Genomic DNA, 19,047 nt, shown 5'->3' on the forward strand with positions numbered 1-19,047 from the left:
CCCCTCCTCCCTGACGGAGCGCCCCCACCATGTCACACGACTACCCGCGCGACCTGATCGGCTACGGGCCCCGTCCGCCGCACCCTTACTGGCCGGGCGGGGCGCGGGTGGCGGTGCAGTTCGTCATCAACTACGAGGAGGGCGGGGAGAACTGCGTCCTGCACGGCGACGCCGCGTCGGAGGCCTTCCTGTCGGAGATCGTCGGCGCCCAGCCCATCGTCGGCATGCGGCACATGAACATGGAGTCGATCTACGAGTACGGGTCCCGCGCCGGCTTCTGGCGGCTGCACCGGATGTTCACGGAGCGCGGCCTGCCGGTGACCGTGTACGGCGTCGCCATGGCGCTGGAGCGCAACCCGGACGCCGTCCGCGCCATGCAGGACGCCGGGTGGGAGATCGCCACCCACGGCTATCGCTGGATCGACTACCAGCATCTGCCGGAGGCGGTGGAGCGCGAGCACATGCTGCGCGCCATCGAGATCCACACCCGCGTCACCGGCTCCCGCCCGCTCGGCTGGTATCTCGGGCGGTGCAGCCCCAACACCTGGAAGCTGGTGTCGGAGGAGGGCGGCTTCCTCTACAACGCCGACAGCTACGCCGACGACCTGCCCTATTGGGACGACCGCTTCGGCCGGCCGCAGCTGATCGTGCCCTACACGCTCGACGCCAACGACATGCGCTTCGCAACCAACCAGGGATTCAACACCGGCGAGCAGTTCTTCACCTATCTGAAGGACAGCTTCGACGTGCTCTACGCCGAAGGCGAAGACCAGCCGAAGATGATGTCGGTCGGGCTGCATTGCCGTCTGGTCGGGCGCCCGGGGCGCGCCGCGGCGCTGGCCCGCTTCCTCGATTATGTGCGGGGTCACGACAAGGCGTGGGTCGCCACCCGGCTCGACATCGCCCGCCATTGGATGGCCGAGCACCCCTACCGACCGGCGGCCTGAGCCGGGAAAGGGCGTCCCGGGCGCGCTCCCGGCCCAACTTTCTCACGCCAATTCGTCGCATCGGCGTTTGAACCAACGTCGAAATACAGTAGAAGGTCTTTGGATCGTGGCGCGGCCCTTCGAAGCCGCGTCCCCGTGACTGCCGACTTCTTGCGATCTTCAACTGGGTGCGCACGCCGCCGTGACGTTCAAGGATGAGATGAAGGCCGCCGGTCGGACGGCGGATCACAAGGCGCGCCCCATGGCGGATGCCCCCGCCGACGATGGGGGAGAGGCCCGGGACGACATCGCCCGCCTTCTGCGCGCCCTCAACGATGACCTCAAGGCCGACCCGGCGGAAGAGGACGATCTCCTGTCCCCGGACGCCGGGCGGAAGGCGGAGCGGCATCTGCCCATCGGCAAGATCGCCGCGGCGCTCGCCGCCGCCATCGGCATCGGCGCGGTCGTCGTGATGCTGGACCAGGGCGGGGAGGCGCCGTCCGCACCCCCCGCACCGCTCATCACCGCCGTCCCAAGCGCACCGGCCCCCGGCGGCGCTTCGCCCGGCACCGTGACTCCGGCAAAGCCGGAACCGCTGATCACCCGCGCAGCGCCCGCTCCTGCACCGCCCCAGCAGGCGCCGATGCAGACGCAGACCATCGTCGCGCCGCCCACCGTGGCCACGCCGCCCATGGCGCTGCCGCAGATCCCGCCGCCGGCGCTGAAGGTGCCGGAGCCACCGGCTCCGCCATCGCCCGCTCCCACCGTCACCAAGCCGGCCGACCCCGTCCCCGCGCCGCACCCCGTGGAAACGGTGGAGAGCGCGAAAGCCCCGACGCATCCGCCGGCTTCGACCCTGACGGCGCCCCCGGCCGAACCCATCAAGGCACCGGCCCCCGCCAAGGCTACGGAAACGGCGGAACTTCAGGCCATGCTGTCGGCCCCGCCCCCGCCGGCCGCGGCCCAGCGCCCGGCCGCCGCAACGCGCCCGGCGCCGCAGCCTGCCAAGCCGGCGCCCAAGACCGCCTCCACGCCGCCCGCCACGGCTCCATCGTCCGGCGTGCTGACGCCGCCGCCCGCCGCCGCTGCTCCTCCGGACGGGCGCTACACCGTGCAGGTCGGGTCCTTCCAGCAGGCCGACAACGCGGAAGGGCTGGTCCGCCGCCTGCGCGGTCTCGGCTTCAACGCCTACGCGCTGGACTGGACCGACGCCGAGCAGCGGTCCTGGCACGTCGTCCGCGTCGGCGGCTATGCCGACACCGCCGCCGCCCGTCAGGCCGCCGCGTCGCTGAAGGGCAAGGTGGAAGCGCAGCCCATCGTCGTCTCGACGCGCTGACCGCAGGCAACGGCGCTGCCGCGACAAACTGTCGCTCCCGTCTATTCCGCTTCTTTCCTTTCGGAATGCCCGCCCGCAATTTCGGTATTGCGGGCGGGCTTCGTCTTGATCTGTGCTTATCCTTGCCGCTAACATGGGATTGAACAGGCACGCATATTAGAACAAGCGCAGCCGCAAGAAGCCGGCGCATCAGACCGGCGAACCGGAGGAAACCCTGGTATGAAGCCGACGATCCTGGTCGCCGACGATGAGCCCAGCATCGTCCTCTCCCTGCAGGTCCTCTTGCAGAAGGCGGGCTTTGCCGTGCGCATCGCCCGCAATGGCGAGGAAGCCCTTGAATCGGTTGCGGAAAGCACGCCCGACCTAATTCTGCTGGACGCCATGATGCCGCGGCGCGACGGGTTCGACGTCTGCCAGTCGCTGCGCGCCGACCCCGCCTACCAGTCGCTGCCCATCATCATGCTGACGGCCAAGAGCCGCGACGTGGAGCGGCAGAAGGGCATGGCGTTGGGCGCCACCGACTATATCACCAAGCCCTTCTCGACCCGCGACCTCGTCACCACCGTCCGCAAGTACCTGAACCCCGAAAGCAACCAGGACAGCGCGCCGGGCGGGGCCGCGGAGCCTCAACCATGAGCGCCCCGGCGACCACCGGAAGTGCAGGAACCGCCGCTCCGGCAACCGCCCCAGCGGAGCCGCGCCGGATCATCCCGCTGGCCTTCCGCGCCGCCGGCGTCGGCCTGCCCCTGCTGTCGGTGGGGGCCGCGGTCGGCTTCGGCGCGAACGGCGACCCCAACGCCTTCGTCACCTACGCCGTCACCATGACCGCCGCCGTCACCGCCGCGGTCTGGGGCCTGTGGGGGCTGGTCGATCGGCGGCTGCTGCGCGCCTCGGAAACGCTGAGCCGCGAGGCCGGGCTGATCGCCCATGGCGCGGCGGACGGCAAGACCGGCGCCCGCATCCCGCTGGCGCGCTACGGCGATCTCGCCCCGGTGGCCAAGGCGGTCAACGAGCTGTCGGACAAGCTGTCCGCCGCCCGCCGCGACACCGCTCGCACCGTCGCGGAGTCGACCGCCAAGGCGGAGGAGCAGAAGACCCGGCTGGCCGCCGTCCTGCGCGACCTGCATGAAGGCGTCCTGGTCTGCAACCTCAAGCACCAGATCCTACTCTACAACCAGACGGCGCTCGACATCCTGCAACTGGCCGGCGACCTCGGGCTGGGCCGCTCCCTGCTGCATTTTGTGGTGGCGGAGCCGGTGATCCACACGCTGGAGCGGCTGACCCTGCGCGTGCGCGAGGGGCGGCACGTCAACCACGAGCACGGCACCACCGCCCAGTTCGTCGGCGCCACCACCGACGGGCGCATCCTGCTGGCCGGGCGCATGAGCGCCATCCTGCAGGACCCGCCGGAGGGCTCGGACGAGTTGCCGACGATCACCGGTTACGTCATCACCCTGTCCGACGCGACCAGCGAACTGGCCGCGCTCGGCCAGCGCGACGCCCTGCTGCGCGAGGCGACGGAGGGCTTCTGCGCCCCCATCGCCAACCTGCGCGCCGTGCTGGAGACGCTGGAGGACACGCCGGAGCTGGGGCCGGAGGAGCGCGCCGCCTTCCAGGCCGCGCTGATGGAGTCGTCCAACACGCTGTCGGAGCGGCTGGCCCGCGTCACCAACGAGTACCGCAGCGTCGTCACCGGCTCCTGGCCGATGAGCGACATCCACTCCACCAACCTCATCAACCTGATCCGCCACCGGGTCGGGCCGGAGGCGCAGTACGGCGTGACGCTGACCGGCCTGCCGCAATGGGTGCACGGCGACAGCTACAGCCTCGTCATCCTGTTCGGCTATCTGATCGAATACGTCTACGCGCTGACCGGGGTTCCCGCCTACGACCTGTCGGTGGAGACCGGGGACAGCTGGGTCTATCTGGACATCACCTGGCGCGGCCCGTCGGTGCCCAGCGGCATCGTGGACAGCTGGCTCGACCACCCGCTGCCCGACGCGCTGGGCGGCCTGACGGTCGGCGACGTGCTGCAGCACCACAAGAGCACGATGTGGAGCGAGCCGGTGAAGGGACCGGGATCGGAAGGCGAGCTGCTGTCGCGCCTGCGCGTGCCGCTGCCGCCCGCGCTGAAGCCGCCGTCCGCCCACACCGCGGCGCGCGGCGGGGCGCGGCCGGAATTCTTCGACTTCAACCTGCTGCACCAGCCGCTGGCGACCAGCGAGCTTGGCCGCACACCGCTCGACCAGCTCCATTACGTGGTTTTCGACACCGAGACGACGGGCCTGTCGCCCAGCACCGGCGACGAGATCATCCAGATCGCCGCCGTGCGCGTCGTCGGTGGGCGCATCCTGACCGGCGAGACCTTCAACACGCTGGTCAACCCGAAGCGGAGCATCCCGGCGGAATCGATCCCCTTCCACGGCATCACCGACGCGATGGTGGCCGACAAGCCGACCATCGACAAGGTGCTGCCGCAGTTCCGCGGCTTCGTGTCGGGGGCGGTGCTGATCGCCCACAACGCCGCCTTCGACCTGAAATTCCTGAAGATGAAGGAACGGGCCTCGGGCGTGCGCTTCGACAGCCCCGTGCTCGACACCATGCTGCTGTCGCGGATGCTGCTCGGCGAGGGCGGCGACCACACGCTGGACGGCATCGCCGAACGGCTGGGGATCGAGGTGGTGGACCGCCACACGGCGCTGGGCGACAGCCTCGTCACCGCCGCGGTCTTCCTGCGCATGGTCGAGATGCTCAAGGAACGCGACGTCCGCACGCTCGACGACGCCATCCGCGGCGCCAACATCATCGTCGAGCTGGCGGCGCGGGAGCGCGCCTTTTGACCGGGGGACCAACCCTGCACCCCGCTTCCCCGCACCCCGCACCCCCTCCACCGCGTCGGGCGGGCGCCGACCGCCTGATCGCGCTGTTCCTGTTCGGCGTCGTCGCCTTCAACCCGCCGCTGCTGCGCGTCTTCGGCGCCGGGGACACGCTGTTCGGCCTGCCGCTGCTGTACGTGTACGCCCTAGGGGTGTGGGGCGGGGTGATCGCGCTGTCGGCGGTGCTTCTGGAACGCGGGGGGCGGTGACATGCCCTGGCCCGCCATTGTCGCCGCCAGCTTCGCCTACCTGCTCCTCCTCTTCGCCATCGCCTGGTGGGCGGACCGACGGGCGGACGCCGGGCGCAGCGTCATCGCGTCGCCGTACGTGTACGCGCTCTCGCTGGCGGTCTACTGCACCACCTGGACCTTCTACGGCTCGGTCGGGCGGGCGGCGTCGCTGGGCATCGGCTTCCTGCCGATCTATCTCGGACCCACCCTGCTGATGCTGCTGGGGCCGCTGGTGCTGCGCAAGATCCTGCGCATCGCCAAGGCACAGCGCATCACCTCCATCGCCGACTTCATCGCCTCCCGCTACGGGCGCAGCCAGGGGCTGGGCGGGCTGGTGGCGCTGACCGCGGTGATCGGGGTGACGCCCTACATCGCCCTGCAGCTCAAGGCCGTGGCGGTCAGCTTCGACGTGCTGTGGGGCACCGACCCGTCCGGCGCCACCGGCGGCCTGTCCCTGCCCGTCGTCCTGGACAACGCCTTCTACGTGGCGGTCGTCATGGCGGCCTTCGCCATCATCTTCGGCACGCGCCACATCGACGCGGCGGAGCATCACGAGGGCATGGTGGCGGCCATCGCCTTCGAATCCGTGGTCAAGCTGGTCGCCTTCCTGGCGGTCGGCGCGGCGGTGGTCTGGGGGCTGCACGACGGCCCCACCGAACTGTTCGCCACGGCCGCCGAGCATCCGGAGATCCAGGCCCTCTACACCTCCGCCCCGGCGCTGGCCGACGGGTCGTGGCTGACCATGACGCTGCTGTCGATGGCGGCGGTGCTGTGCCTGCCCCGCCAGTTCCAGGTGACGGTGATCGAGAATGTGGACGAGCGGCACCTGACCCGCGCCTTGTGGCTGTTTCCGCTCTACATGCTGCTGATCAACCTGTTCGTCCTGCCGGTGGCGGTGGCCGGGCTGATGCGCTTTCCCGACCGGGCGGTGGACCCGGACATGTTCGTGGTGGCGCTGCCGCTGGCCGCCGGGAACGAGTGGCTGGCCCTGCTCGCTTTCATCGGCGGGCTGTCGGCGGCCACCGGCATGATCGTGGTCGAGGCCATCGCGCTCTCCACCATGGTGTGCAACGACATCGTGATGCCGCTGCTGCTGCGCGCCCGCAGCGCCCGGCTGGAGCGGCTGCACGACCTGTCGCCGCTGCTGCTGACCATCCGGCGCGCCGCCATCGTGGCGATCCTGCTGCTCGGCTACCTGTATTTCCGCATCGCCGGCTCGGCCTACGCGCTGAGCGCCATCGGCCTGATCTCCTTCACCGCGGTGGCGCAGTTCGCCCCGGCGCTGATCGGCGGCGTCTATTGGGCGGGGGCGACCCGGCGCGGCGCGCTGGCCGGCCTCGGCACCGGCATCCTGACCTGGGCCTACACGCTGCTGCTGCCCAGCTTCGCGCGCTCCGGCTGGCTGCCCGCCGCCTTCATCGACCAGGGGCCGTGGGGCGTCGCCCTGCTGCGGCCCTACGCGCTGTTCGGGCTCGACGGGATGGACCCGCTGACCCACACGCTGTTCTGGAGCATGCTGCTGAACATCGGCCTCTACGTGGTGGTCTCCCTGCTCGACCGGCCCGGCCTGGGCGAGCGGGCGCAGGCCACCGCCTTCGTGGAGGTGTTCCAGCACCGCGACACCCCCCTGCCCACCGGCGTCTGGCGCGGCACCGCCACGGTCGGCGATCTGCAGCGCATCGTCGCGCGCTTCCTCGGTCCGCAGCGCGCCGAGGCGGCCTTCGCCCAGCATGTCCGCCGCAACGGGCCGCTGGAGCCGGACCGCCGGGCCGGGGCGGAGCTGGTGCGCTACGCCGAGCGGCTGCTCGCCGGGGCGATCGGCGCCGCCTCGGCGCGGGTGGCGCTGGCCTCCGCGGTGGAGGGCGGCGAGGTCAGCTACCCCGAACTGATGCGGATGCTCGACGAGACCAGCCACGTCATCGAATACAGCCGCCAGCTCGAACACAAGACGGCGGAGTTGCAGCGCGCCTCCGCCGCGCTCCGCGCCGCCAACGAACGGCTGACGGAGCTGGACCGGCTGAAGGACGAGTTCCTGTCCACCGTGACGCACGAGCTGCGCACGCCGCTGACCTCCATCCGCGCCCTGACGGAGGTGCTGCACGACAACCCCGACATCGAGCTGGAGCAGCGGCAGGAGTTCCTCGGCCTCGTCATCACCGAGAGCGAGCGGCTGACCCGCCTGATCAACCAGGTCCTCGACATGGCGAAGATCGAGGCCGGGGAGATCGACTGGCAGGTCCGCCCGATGGACCTCGGCGCCGTGCTGGAGCAGGCGGCGGCGGCCACCGCCCGGCTGTTCCACGAGCGCGGCATCGCTCTGGCCGTCACCATCCCGCAAGGCTTGCCGCCGGTGCGCGGCGACCACGACCGGCTGGTGCAGGTGGCGGTGAATTTGCTATCCAACGCCGCGAAGTTCACCCCGGCGGGCGGACGGGCCTCGCTGTCCGTGGCCGTGGAAGGCGAGGCCTTGCGCGTGTCGGTCACCGACAGCGGCCCCGGCATCGCCGCGGAGCATCAGGCCATCGTCTTCGACCGCTTCCGGCAGGTCGGCGACACCATGACCGACAAGCCGCAGGGCACCGGGCTGGGGCTGGCCATCAGCAAGCGCATCGTCGAGCATCTCGGCGGGCGCATCTGGGTGGAGAGCGTCCCCGGCGCCGGCTCCACCTTCGCCTTCACCGTGCCGTTGGCGGAAGCGCGTGTGGAAGCGGCGCCCTGAATCAATCGGAAGACGAAACAATCGGGACGCCCCGCCCGATGACACCCCTGGTTGACACAGGTCAGTCCAGTTGCCTTAACGAATCCTTATACGTGTTTCAGGCAGGTTTTTTACCAAATGCCGGACATGATCGGTCTCCCGGACGGGGCGTTGCCCGGTCGGGTTGCAAGGAGACGAACGGTGACCTTGATCAAATGGAGCGACGAGGGGGGGACGGTGCGCCTGGGCCTGCCCAGCGATCTCGACCTCGCCATGGCGCAGCCCCTGCTGGACAGCCTGCGCGCCGGCTTCGCCGCCTCCGAGACGGTCATCGCCGAGGCCGCGGCGGTGGAGCGGGTCAGCACCGCCTGCGTCCAGGCGCTTCTGGTCGCCTCCCGGCACGCCGCCGAACAGAACCGCACATTCGCCATCGCCCAGCCGTCCGAGGTCCTGGCGGAAGCCTGCGAGGATCTGGGGCTGGACGGCTGGTTGAAGCAATGGAGCCAAGCGTGAAGAAGAAGGTACTCACCGTCGACGATTCGCGGACCATGCGGGACATGGTCTCCTTCACGCTGAAGGGCGCCGGCTACGACGTGGTCGAAGCCGCCGACGGCCAGCAGGCGCTGGGCGTCATCGGCGCCAACAAGGTGGACCTCGTCATCACCGACCTGAACATGCCGGTGATGGACGGGCTGACCCTGATCCGCCGCCTGCGCGCCACCCCGGCGCACCGCACGCTGCCCATCCTGATGCTGACCACCGAGGCCGACGAGAAGAAGAAGTCCGAAGGCCGTGCGGTGGGGGCGACCGGCTGGATCGTGAAGCCCTTCAATCCGGAGAAGCTGATCTCCGTCGTGCAGAAGGTGTGCGGCTGACGCCGCATCCTGGCTTGTGAGGGGGCGCCCGTGGAAGACCTGAGCCGGTTCAAGCAAACCTATTTCGACGAAAGCGCGGAGCTGCTGGAGGTCGCCGAGGCCGGCCTGCTGCGGCTGACCCCGGGCGAGGTCGATTCCGACGAGGTCAACGCCATCTTCCGCGCCGTCCATTCCATCAAGGGCGGCGGCGGCGCCTTCGGCTTCACCGAACTGGTCGCCTTCGCGCACGAGTTCGAGACGGTGATGGACGGGGTGCGCAACAACACCGTCCCCGTCACGACCGAGCTGGTGGACACGCTGATCCGCGCCAACGACCTGCTGGGCCAGATGCTGGCCTACGCGCGCGAGGGCGACCTCGCCCCGGCGGGGACCACCGACGGCACCGTGGCCGCCCTGCGCCGCCACCTGTCGGGAGGCGCTCCGCAGGCCCAGGCTCCGGCGGCGGTTGCCCCCACCGCCCCGGCACCCGCCCCCGTCTACGCCGACGACGAGGACGACGAGGCCGGGCTGTTCGGCGACGCCATGGCCGCCATCGCCGCCGCCCGTGCGGAGGAGGACCCGGTTCCCCCCGGCAAGCTGCGCTGGACCATCGTCTTCCGGCCGCGGTCCGACCTGCTGATGTCGGGCAACGAGCCGGCCTTCATGCTGCGCGCGCTGCGCCGGCTGGGCGACGCCACCGTCGAGTGCCACACCGACGCCCTGCCCAACCTCCAGAACCTGGAGGCGGAGCTTCTCCACCTCTCCTGGACGGTCACGCTGATCGCCGATCCGGACGTCGATCTGGACAAGATCAACGACGTCTTCGAGTTCGTGGCCGACGACTGCGACATCCGCATCACCGCGGAGGCCCCGCCGCCCGCCGCCCCCGAAGCACCGCCTCCGGTCACCGATCCGGTGCCCGTCGCCACCCCGCCGGCGGTGGTCGCCGCGGTCCCCGAAGCGCCCCCCAAAGCCCCTGGGGCTGAAACCCCGAAAGCCGAAGCCGCCCGCCCGCGCCCCAACGGCGGCGGGGCGGAGCATGCCGGGCTGACCAGCCACACCATCCGCGTCGATCTCGACAAGATCGACCGGCTGGTCAACATGGTCGGCGAGATGGTCATCACCCAGGCGATGATCGCCGAGCATGTGCGCGAGCTGCCCCCCGGCGAGTTCCAGGAGCTTCTGGAAGGGCTGGAGCAGCTGGCCCAGCACACCCGCGAGCTGCGCGAGAGCGTGATGTCGATCCGCGCCCAGCCGGTGTCGAGCGTCTTCTCCCGCATGCCGCGGCTGGTCCGCGAATGCGCCGCCACGACGGGCAAGGAGGTCCAGCTCGTCACCAGCGGCGAGACGACCGAGGTGGACAAGACGGTGGTGGAGAACCTCGTCGATCCGCTGACCCACATGATCCGCAACTCCATCGACCACGGGCTGGAGGGGCCGGAGGAGCGGGAGCGCGTCGGCAAGCCGCGGGCCGGCACCGTGCATCTGTCGGCGCAGCACCGCTCGGGCCGCATCGTCATCGAGATCACCGACGACGGGCGCGGCATCAACCGGCCCAAGGTGCTGTCCAAGGCCATCGAGAAGGGGCTCGTCCAGCCGGGCGCCACCCTGTCGGACGAGGAGATCGACAACCTGATCTTCCTGCCCGGCTTCTCCACCGCCGATCAGGTGTCCAACCTGTCGGGCCGCGGCGTCGGCATGGACGTGGTGCGGCGGAACATCTCCTCGCTCGGCGGGCGCATCGGCGTCTACTCCACGCCGGGCGAGGGCTCGCGCTTCGTGCTGTCGCTGCCGCTGACCCTGGCGGTGCTCGACGGCATGGTGATCTCCGTCGGCGAGGAGCGCTTCGTTCTGCCTCTGACCAACATCGTGGAGAGCCTGCGCCCCAAGGCGGCGGACCTGCACGGGCTGGTCGGCAAGTGCGACGTGATGATGGCCCGCGGCGAGTATGTGCGGCTGGTCTACCTGCACCAGCTGTTCGGCATCCCCGGCGCCGTCGCCGACCCCACCCACGCGCTGGTCGTTCTGGTGGAGACGGAAGACGGCGCCCGCCTTGGCCTCGTCGTGGACGAGGTGCTGGGCCAGCAGCAGGTCGTCATCAAGAGCCTGGAAGCGAACTTCCGCCGCCTCGACGGCGTGGCCGCCGCGACCATCCTGGGCGACGGCCGCGTCGCCCTGATCCTGGACGTCGCCGGCCTGCGCGAGATGAGCCGGCACATGGATTCCAGGGCGCCGCGTCCGCCGTCTCCGCCGGTGGCCGCGCTGCCCGCACCCGCACTCGAACCGGTCTGAGGCCACAGCGATGAGCAGTTCCACCGCGCTCGCCACCGTCGGCGGTATCCGCACCGACGCGCGCAACGACGTCATGGCGGTCAACGCCGCCGAGGAGCAGTACGTCACCTTCACCGTCGGCAGCGAGGAGTACGGCGTCAACATCCTGTCGGTCCGCGAGATCCGCGGCTGGACGCCGGAAAGCCGCCTGCCGAACCTGCCGGACTATGTGCGCGGCGTCATCAACCTGCGCGGCATCATCATCCCCATCTTCGACCTGCGCGCCCGCTTCGGCGGCGGCGCCACGTCGGTCACCAAGCGCCACGTCGTGGTGGTGATCCAGGTGGGAGAGCGCACCCGCGGCATCCTGGTCGACGCCATCTCCGACATCCTGGCGATCGGCCACGACGCCATCAAGCCGCCACCCGACGTGGACGGGGGCATGGTCGACGCCGAGTATCTCAGCGGCCTCTACACCGCCGACGACCGCATGGTCACGCTGCTGAGCGTCGAGAAGCTGTTCTCCGTCGAGAACAGCGAGCTGGACTCGGCGACCAAGGCCCTGCCGGCGCTGGAGCGGGCGTCCTGAACAGCGCCCCACGGAGGTGCCCACACCAGGCGCCGACGGGGGTGCGTCATGTCGCGGCTTTTCACACGGTTTTGTTTCAAATAAGGGCTGACGCCGGTACGACACGGCGGGCAAGGGGGATGGCATGGCGAAAGGCGTCGGTTCGTTCGTTGGGTCGATGGGCATCTCGAAGCGGCTGTGGCTGGCCTTCGCGCTCCTGCTCGCCCTGCTGGCCGCCCAGGTCGCCGCCAGCCTGCTGAGCATCCGCAGCCTGAACGGCAGCGTCGACGCGGTGCTCACCGGCAGTGAACTCGCCACCTTCGCCAAGGACCTCTCGGCCCGCCTCGCCAACCAGCGCATCCACGGGCGCGACTATCTGGTCACCGGCGATCCCGCCGCGCTCAACCGCCAGCGGGCGCTGCGCACCGAGTTCGATCAGGCGCTGGCCGCCCACGGCGCGGCCATCCAGCGCTCCAGCCAGGCGGCGGCCTTCGCCGAGCTGGCCCGGCTGCACACCGAATACCACACCCAGTTCGAGGCGATCCGCGTCGTCCGCGACCGCTACGACGCGGCCATCCGCCAGACCATGGACCCGCTGGGCACCCAGATCACCGAGACGCTGGAGCGCATCGTCGAGGGCGCCCAGGCCACCGGCGACAAGGACGCCGCCTTGGTCGGGGAAGAAATGGAGAAGCACTGGGTGCTGACCCGCCTCTTCGCCAACCGCACGCTCGGCATGCGCGATGCCGCCGCAGCAGGGCCGATGGAAAAGAACCTGGACGAGATGCTGGAGCATGTGCGCGAGGCGCAGGCCCTGCTGACCGAACCCCGCGTGGCGGCGATGCTGCGCGAGGTGGCGGAGCGGGCGCCGGGCTACCGCACCGCCTTCCGCGACGCCGTCGCCGCCGACAAGGAGATCGACCGCCTGCGCGCCGAGATCGTCGCCAAGATCGTCACCGCCCTGACCGCGACGCTGGACTCAATCGCCACCACCATCCACGCCGAGCAGAAGGGGATCGAGACCCGCGCCGAGACGGAGGTGGAGAACAGCGTCCTGCTGGCCCTGGTCCTGGGTGGTCTGTCGCTGCTGCTGGGCATCGGCGCCGCGCAGGTCATCGCCCGCTCCATCACCGGCCCGGTCCAGGGCATCCGCAAGGTGATGACCGACCTCAGCGACGGGCATCTGTCGGTCACCGTCCCCCACACCGACGGGCGCGACGAGCTGGGCGCGATGGCCCGCGCCGTCGCCGCCTTCAAGGAGGACGCGGTGACCGCGGTGCGGGCCGGGATCGCGCTCGACCGCGTGTCGTCCTGCATCATGACGGTGGGCGAGGACGGGACCGTCACCTATTGCAACGCCGCCGCCCTGGCGATGTTCAAGGCCGCCGAGAGCGACCTGCGCAAGGCCTTGCCCGCCTTCGACGCCGCCGGGCTGATCGGGAAGACTCTCGACGCGCTCGACACCGAGGCCCCGCGCCTGCGCTCCAGCCTGACCGACCTCGCCAGCCCCCACAAGGGCATGGTCAAGGCGGGCCGCCGCAGCTTCGAGATCACCGCCAGCCCGGTCGCCGGGCGCCACGGCGAGAAGCTGGGCCTCGTCGTCGAATGGCGCGACCTGACCGCCGAGCTGTCCATCGAGGCGGAGATCGCCGCCATGGTGGACAGCGCCGTGCGCGGCGACTTCACCCAGCGGATCGCGCTCGACGGCAAGACCGGCTTCTTCCGGCTGGTCAGCGAGGGCATGAACCGGCTGGCCGCCAACGTCTCCGGCGTGACCGAGGATCTGGCCGCCATGCTGGAATCGCTGTCGCAGGGCGACCTGTCGCGGCGCATCGACAAGCCGTACGAGGGCGTGTTCCTGCGCCTGAAGGACGATTTCAACGGCACGGCGGAAAAGCTGTCGGAGATCGTCCGCCGCATCAACGGCGCCGCCGAGTCCATCGCCGCGGCCAGCCGCGAAATCGCCGACGGCAGCCTCGACCTGTCCGAGCGGACCGAGCAGCAGGCCTCCTCGCTGGAGGAGACGGCGGCGAGCATGGAGGAGCTGGCGGCCACCGTCCGCTCCAACGCCGACAACGCCCAGCAGGTCAACGCCTTCGCCAACGACGCCCGCCGCGCCGCCGAGAAGGGCGGTCAGGTCGCCGCCAGCGCCGTGGAGGCGATGCGCGGGATCGAGCGTTCGTCGCAGAAGATTTCCGACATCATCGGGGTGATCGACGAGATCGCCTTCCAGACCAACCTGCTGGCGCTGAACGCGGCGGTGGAGGCGGCGCGGGCCGGCGACGCGGGCCGCGGCTTCGCCGTGGTGGCGCAGGAGGTGCGCAACCTCGCCCAGCGCTCGGCCCAGGCGTCCAAGGAGATCAAGACGCTGATCCTCGACAGCGGGGCGCAGGTCAAGGACGGGGTGGAGCTGGTCCGCTCCGCAGGCTCCTCGCTGACCGACATCGTGGCGGGCATCGCGCGGGTCGCCGACCTCGTGTCGGAGATCGCCCGGGCCACGGCCGAGCAGGCGTCCGGCCTGGACGAGGTCAACACCGCCGTCGCCCAGATGGACGAGATGACCCAGAAGAACGCCGCGCTGGTCGAGGAAAGCACCGCCGCCGCCCGCTCGCTGGAGGAGCAGGCCGGGCAGCTCCGCCAGCAGATGGCCTTCTTCTCGCTGGACGCCGGCCACGGCCACGGCGGGTCCGAGCTGGCCCGCCACATCCAGTTGATCGAGAACACCAAGATCGACCATGTGACCTTCCGCGACACCGTGCTGAAGACCGTCCAGGGCCACGGCGAGGCCACCGCGGATCGGCTGGCCGACCATCACGGCTGCCGCCTGGGCAAGTGGTACGACACGGTGAGCGACGCCGCCGTGCGCTCCTGCCCGTCCTTCGACCGGATCGCCGAGCCGCACGCCCGCTTCCACGAAGCCGGCAAGCGCGCCCTGCGCGCCCATGAGCAGGGGGACGACGACGCCGAGGCCCAGGCCCTGGCCGATCTCGACCGGCTGTCGGGCATCGTGCTGGGCCTGCTGGACAAACTCGCCAGCGAAGCGCGGGCCCAGGCCCGCGGGCGGGCGGCATGACCGCGACCCCCAGCCCTTCCCCCGATGCGGCCTTAGAGGCGGCTGACCGCGGCGCCGTCCCCGCGGCGACCTCCGGCCGGCGGGAGTTCCCGTTCGAGCGGCGGCACTTCGACTTCATCGCCCGCATGCTCTACCAGCTCGCCGGGATCGCGCTGGCCCCGCACAAGATCGAGATGGTCTATTCCCGCCTCGCCCGGCGGCTGCGCGACCTGCGCCTGGGCGACTTCGACAGCTACTGCGCCTTGCTGGAGAGCGAGGAGGGGGCGAACGAGGTCGGCTTCCTGGTCAATGCCCTGACCACCAACCTGACCAGCTTCTTCCGCGAGTCGCACCATTTCGACTTCCTGGCGAAGACCGCGGTGCCGGAGATGCGCGCCCGCCACGCCGGGGAGTCCTCCCACCCGCGGCTGCGCATCTGGTCCGCCGGCTGCTCCTCCGGGCAGGAGCCCTACACCATCGCCATGGTTCTGGCCTCCAGCTTCGGGCCGGAGCTGCGGCGCTGGGACGCCCGCATCCTGGCGACCGACATCGACACCCACATGGTCGACACCGCCCGGCGCGGCGTCTATCCCGCCGATCTGGCGAACAGCATCCCGGCCCCGCTGCGCGACCGCTTCACCCGGCGCCAGCGCGAGGGCGGCGAGCCGATGGTGGCGATGGAGGAGGAGCTGAAGCGGCTGATCACCTTCAAGCCGCTGAACCTGCTGGAGCACTGGCCCATGAAGGGGCCGTTCGACGCGATCTTCTGCCGCAACGTGCTGATCTATTTCGACCGCGTCGGGCGGACCCAGGTCATCGGCAACTTCGCCCGCATGCTGGAGCCCGGCGGCTATCTGTTCCTCGGCCATTCGGAGAGCCTGTACGGCGTGTCGGACCGCTTCCGCCAGACCGGCCCCACCATCTACCGGAGGCTGTGACGCATGACCGCATTCGCAAGCCGCCGCGCGGCGGAGGCCCGGCAGACCGGCGGCTACTTCCATCCGCAGTTCCGCGCCCACACGATGAAGGTCTTTCTGGGCCATCATCTGGTCAGCGACCGCTCGGACGTGATGATGGTGACGACGCTGGGCTCCTGCGTGGCCGCCTGCGTCCACGACCCGGCGACGGCGATCGGCGGCATGAACCATTTCCTGTTGCCTGAGGTGCCGGAGTCCGAGGACGCCGGCACCGGGGCGGCGGCACGCTACGGCTCGGTCGCCATGGAGCGGCTGATCAACGACCTGCTGGCCCGCGGTGCCCAGCGCGGGCGGCTGGAGGTGAAGCTGTTCGGCGGCGCCCGCGTCATCGATTCCAGCTTCGACGTCGGCCAGCGCAACGCCGCCTTCGCGCTCGACTACGTGCGGCGGGAGGGGCTGAAGCTGATGGGCCAGGATCTCGGCGGCGCCTCGGCCCGGCGCATCCACTACTTCCCCCACACCGGCAAGGCCATGCGCAAGATGCTGCGGCCGGAAGCCCTGTCGGAGACGGCGAACCAGGAACTGCATTTCCGCTCCAGCCTGCGGCACCAGCCGATCGAGGGCGACGTGGAACTGTTCGGGGAGGACTGAGCCATGACACGCTCCATCCGCGTCGTGATCGTGGACGACAGCAGCCTGATGCGGGAGATGCTGAAGGCCGTCATCTCGGACGAGCCCGGCATCGAGGTGGTCGGCGTCGCCCGCGACCCCTACGAGGCGCGCGACGTCATCAAGCGGACCAACCCGGACGTCGTCACGCTGGACGTCGAGATGCCGCGGATGGACGGGCTGTCCTTCCTGGAGAAGATCATGACGCTGCGCCCGACGCCGGTCGTCATGGTCTCCTCCCTGACCCAGGAGGGGTCGGAGGCGACGATCCGCGCGCTGGAGATCGGCGCGGTGGACTGCGTGGCCAAGCCCGACGGCTCGGAGGGCCACGGCTTCGAGGCGATGGCCCACGAGCTGGTCGGCAAGATCCGCATCGCCGCCACCGCCCGCCTGTCGATGCGGCGGCCCAGGCCCGCGGCCTCGCCCCTCCAGACGCCGCGCCGCGCCGGGTCGGGCACCCGCTTCATCGCCATCGGCGCCTCGACCGGCGGGGTGGAGCGCATCCGCGACGTGCTGGCGGTCATGCCCGCCGACTGCCCGCCCATCGTCATCACCCAGCATATGGGACCGAGCTACGTCCCCAGCTTCGCCGCCCGGCTCGACCGCATCTCGCCGCCGTCGGTGGAGGTCGCCACCCAGGGCGCCCGGCTGGTCCAGGGCAAGGTCTACATCGCCCCCGGCGACCGGCATCTGGTGATCATCCGCGACGCCCAGGGCTATTCCTGCCACATCCTGGACGGCCCGGCGGTCAGCGGCCACCGCCCGTCGGTGGACGTGCTGTTCTCCTCCGTCGCCAAGGCGGCGGGGGCGAACGCGGTGGGGGTGATCCTGTCCGGCATGGGCCGCGACGGGGCTTCGGGCATGCTGGCGATGCGCGATGCGGGGGCCTATACCATCGGCGAACAGGAATCGAGCTGCGTCGTCTACGGCATGCCGCGCGCCGCCCGGGACGCCGGGGCGGTCGCCGTCGAACTGCCGCTGGCGCAGATACCGGCCGAGATGCTGCGCGCGTTCGACGCCATCGGCGAACACCGCACGCGCGCGAACTGAGGAGCAGCACCATGTCTTTCTACGGCCGCGCGCCCCGCCTGGAAGCCGGACCGGAACCGGAGAAGCCGGACCTTCCCGACGATGGCGCTCCCGTGCACAGCCTGCCCGAGATCGGCGAGAAGATCGCGGTCACCGGCGAGCTTCTGGCGACCTGGATGGGCTACGCCGACATCCAGCGCCGCACGCTGGAGGCGGTGCAGAACGAGCTGACGCGCACCTCCTCGACGGTCGAGGACGCGACGCTGGACCTCTCCTCCCGCTTCCGCGAGCTGGCCGAGAAGGCCATGCAGCAGTCGGAGCGGGTGGAGGAGATCGTCGGCATGGCCGGCTCCGTCTCCATCGACGGGGAGCGGGTGCCGATGGACCAGCTGGTCACCGGCATGCAGCAGATGATCGCGGACATGATCTCCAACATCGTCATTCTGTCCCGCCACGCCATGAGCATGGTCTATCTGCTGGACGACGTGCAGAAGGACGTGGCGGAGCTGGAGAAGTCGATCGGCGACATCGACGCCATCAACCGCCAGACCAACTTCCTGGCGCTGAACGCCACCATCGAGGCGAGCCGCGCCGGCGAGGCCGGACGGACCTTCGCCGTGGTCGCGCAGGAGGTGCGCCACCTCTCCCGCTCCACCGGGGCGCTGGCCGACCGCATGCGCTCCAAGGTCACCGCGGTGGTCAAGGGCGTGCGCAACGGCCACGACATCCTGCGCCAGATCGCCGACACCGACATGTCCCCCCAGATGCTCGCCAAGGAGCGGGTGGACAAGACCATGGACAGCCTGGTCGACCAGACCAACCACTTCCAGGCGGTGCTGGAGACGGCGGCGACCGTGTCGTCGGACATGTCCGCCACCATCAGCCGCATGGTCACCGGGATGCAGTTCCAGGACCTGACCAAGCAGCGGCTGGAGGCCATCAACGACAGCCTCGCCATCATGGCGGAAGGGCTGAACGAGCTGGAAAACCGCACCCGCGTCGAAATGCCCGCTTCCTTGGGGCCGCAGGTTCCGCAGGAATGGCTCGACGAGCTGCTGGGCCGCTTCAAGCTGAGCGAGATGCGCCAGCGCTTCGTGCGCCGTCTGCTGCTGGAAGGGACGGCGCTGGACGAGCATGGCGTCCTTGACGTCGATGCCGGCCAGGACGACAGTTCCGGCGGCGACATCGAACTTTTCTGAAGCCGAGGGATTCTGTGGAATCCCCGGCCTGACTTGCCCCATTCTGGCGTGGTCCGCACAAGGCCACCCGCCCCAATGCCCCTTCAGGAACACCCTTCAGGAACACCGGACCGATGGACTACGGAATTGAGGACAAGGAGCAGGAGACCCTGGTTCGGTTGCGCGGTCGCCTGACATTCAACGACCACGCCAAGCTGCGCGCCCTGATCCGGGAGATGCTGCAGAACAAGGCCAAGCGTCAGGTGCTCGACCTCTCCACGCTGGAGTTCGTCGATTCGGCGGGAATCGGCATGCTTCTGATCGCGCGGGAGGAGATGGCGAACGCGGACAAGCAGCTCGTCCTGCGCTCCGCCGCCGGGCAGGTCAAGCGCGTGCTGACGGTGGCCCAGCTCAACAAGATCGTCACGATCGAGGACTGATCC

The 19,047-nt window shown here is 70.2% G+C and carries 16 protein-coding genes; all 16 read left to right on the forward strand.

Annotation, left to right across the window (positions count from 1 at the left end; translation table 11 throughout):
* The first annotated feature begins 29 nt into the window (after positions 1-29).
* On the forward strand, positions 30-947 hold the full coding sequence (gene puuE, locus DS837_RS08640) for an allantoinase PuuE (RefSeq protein ID WP_149164369.1): 918 nt from the start codon (positions 30-32) through the stop codon (positions 945-947).
* Between the two features lie 181 nt (positions 948-1,128).
* Positions 1,129-2,262, forward strand: coding sequence for an SPOR domain-containing protein (locus tag DS837_RS08645; protein ID WP_170295788.1), 1,134 nt, complete (start codon positions 1,129-1,131; stop codon positions 2,260-2,262).
* A 219-nt stretch (positions 2,263-2,481) separates the two neighbouring features.
* A complete protein-coding gene (locus DS837_RS08650; protein ID WP_149164371.1) occupies positions 2,482-2,898 on the forward strand; it encodes a response regulator transcription factor in 417 nt (138 codons plus the stop codon).
* Complete coding sequence (locus DS837_RS08655) at positions 2,895-5,102, forward strand: 3'-5' exonuclease (protein WP_149164372.1); 2,208 nt, start codon at positions 2,895-2,897, stop codon at positions 5,100-5,102. The genes DS837_RS08650 and DS837_RS08655 overlap by 4 nt, the downstream gene beginning before the upstream one ends.
* Positions 5,099-5,347 (forward strand): hypothetical protein, encoded by a 249-nt coding sequence (locus tag DS837_RS08660; RefSeq protein WP_211102148.1) that lies wholly within the window; start codon positions 5,099-5,101, stop codon positions 5,345-5,347. Before DS837_RS08655 ends, DS837_RS08660 begins: the two co-directional genes overlap by 4 nt.
* 1 nt (position 5,348) lies before the next feature.
* Positions 5,349-8,087, forward strand: a complete 2,739-nt coding sequence (locus tag DS837_RS08665) for a sensor histidine kinase (RefSeq protein ID WP_149164373.1) — start codon at positions 5,349-5,351, stop codon at positions 8,085-8,087.
* A gap of 180 nt (positions 8,088-8,267) precedes the next feature.
* The gene (locus tag DS837_RS08670; RefSeq protein ID WP_149164374.1) at positions 8,268-8,579 is read left to right on the forward strand and encodes an STAS domain-containing protein; all 312 of its coding nucleotides are present in this window, start codon (positions 8,268-8,270) and stop codon (positions 8,577-8,579) included.
* Entirely contained in the window at positions 8,564-8,941 is a 378-nt protein-coding gene (locus DS837_RS08675; protein WP_014241666.1) for a response regulator, read from the forward strand. Before DS837_RS08670 ends, DS837_RS08675 begins: the two co-directional genes overlap by 16 nt.
* 30 nt (positions 8,942-8,971) lie before the next feature.
* Positions 8,972-11,212, forward strand: coding sequence for a chemotaxis protein CheA (locus DS837_RS08680; RefSeq protein WP_149164375.1), 2,241 nt, complete (start codon positions 8,972-8,974; stop codon positions 11,210-11,212).
* Between the two features lie 10 nt (positions 11,213-11,222).
* Positions 11,223-11,780, forward strand: a complete 558-nt coding sequence (locus DS837_RS08685) for a chemotaxis protein CheW (RefSeq protein WP_149164376.1) — start codon at positions 11,223-11,225, stop codon at positions 11,778-11,780.
* Positions 11,781-11,904: 124 nt separating this feature from the next.
* Positions 11,905-14,832 carry a methyl-accepting chemotaxis protein gene (locus tag DS837_RS08690; protein WP_170295789.1) on the forward strand — a complete coding sequence of 976 codons (2,928 nt, stop codon included), beginning with the start codon at positions 11,905-11,907 and terminating at the stop codon, positions 14,830-14,832.
* On the forward strand, positions 14,829-15,749 hold the full coding sequence (locus DS837_RS08695) for a CheR family methyltransferase (RefSeq protein WP_149164377.1): 921 nt from the start codon (positions 14,829-14,831) through the stop codon (positions 15,747-15,749). The genes DS837_RS08690 and DS837_RS08695 overlap by 4 nt, the downstream gene beginning before the upstream one ends.
* Before the next feature lie 3 nt (positions 15,750-15,752).
* On the forward strand, positions 15,753-16,379 hold the full coding sequence (locus DS837_RS08700; protein ID WP_014241672.1) for a chemotaxis protein: 627 nt from the start codon (positions 15,753-15,755) through the stop codon (positions 16,377-16,379).
* 3 nt (positions 16,380-16,382) lie between these two features.
* Positions 16,383-17,447 (forward strand): protein-glutamate methylesterase/protein-glutamine glutaminase, encoded by a 1,065-nt coding sequence (locus DS837_RS08705; protein ID WP_149164378.1) that lies wholly within the window; start codon positions 16,383-16,385, stop codon positions 17,445-17,447.
* 11 nt (positions 17,448-17,458) lie between these two features.
* Positions 17,459-18,625, forward strand: coding sequence for a methyl-accepting chemotaxis protein (locus DS837_RS08710; RefSeq protein WP_149164379.1), 1,167 nt, complete (start codon positions 17,459-17,461; stop codon positions 18,623-18,625).
* Between the two features lie 113 nt (positions 18,626-18,738).
* On the forward strand, positions 18,739-19,044 hold the full coding sequence (locus DS837_RS08715) for an STAS domain-containing protein (protein WP_014241675.1): 306 nt from the start codon (positions 18,739-18,741) through the stop codon (positions 19,042-19,044).
* The last annotated feature ends 3 nt before the right edge of the window (positions 19,045-19,047 follow it).

The organism is Azospirillum brasilense (assembly GCF_008365405.1).
Taxonomy (GTDB): Bacteria; Pseudomonadota; Alphaproteobacteria; order Azospirillales; family Azospirillaceae; genus Azospirillum; species Azospirillum brasilense_D.

Bases quoted from the DNA above. Each gene is read 5' to 3' on its own strand.
- DS837_RS08690 (WP_170295789.1), top strand. From the start codon at position 11,905: ATGGCGAAAGGCGTCGGTTCGTTCGTTGGGTCGATGGGCATCTCGAAG.
- DS837_RS08705 (WP_149164378.1), top strand. From the start codon at position 16,383: ATGACACGCTCCATCCGCGTCGTGATCGTGGACGACAGCAGCCTGATG.
- DS837_RS08675 (WP_014241666.1), top strand. From the start codon at position 8,564: ATGGAGCCAAGCGTGAAGAAGAAGGTACTCACCGTCGACGATTCGCGG.
- DS837_RS08655 (WP_149164372.1), top strand. From the start codon at position 2,895: ATGAGCGCCCCGGCGACCACCGGAAGTGCAGGAACCGCCGCTCCGGCA.
- DS837_RS08650 (WP_149164371.1), top strand. From the start codon at position 2,482: ATGAAGCCGACGATCCTGGTCGCCGACGATGAGCCCAGCATCGTCCTC.
- DS837_RS08700 (WP_014241672.1), top strand. From the start codon at position 15,753: ATGACCGCATTCGCAAGCCGCCGCGCGGCGGAGGCCCGGCAGACCGGC.
- DS837_RS08685 (WP_149164376.1), top strand. From the start codon at position 11,223: ATGAGCAGTTCCACCGCGCTCGCCACCGTCGGCGGTATCCGCACCGAC.
- DS837_RS08710 (WP_149164379.1), top strand. From the start codon at position 17,459: ATGTCTTTCTACGGCCGCGCGCCCCGCCTGGAAGCCGGACCGGAACCG.
- DS837_RS08695 (WP_149164377.1), top strand. From the start codon at position 14,829: ATGACCGCGACCCCCAGCCCTTCCCCCGATGCGGCCTTAGAGGCGGCT.
- puuE (WP_149164369.1), top strand. From the start codon at position 30: ATGTCACACGACTACCCGCGCGACCTGATCGGCTACGGGCCCCGTCCG.
- DS837_RS08715 (WP_014241675.1), top strand. From the start codon at position 18,739: ATGGACTACGGAATTGAGGACAAGGAGCAGGAGACCCTGGTTCGGTTG.
- DS837_RS08665 (WP_149164373.1), top strand. From the start codon at position 5,349: ATGCCCTGGCCCGCCATTGTCGCCGCCAGCTTCGCCTACCTGCTCCTC.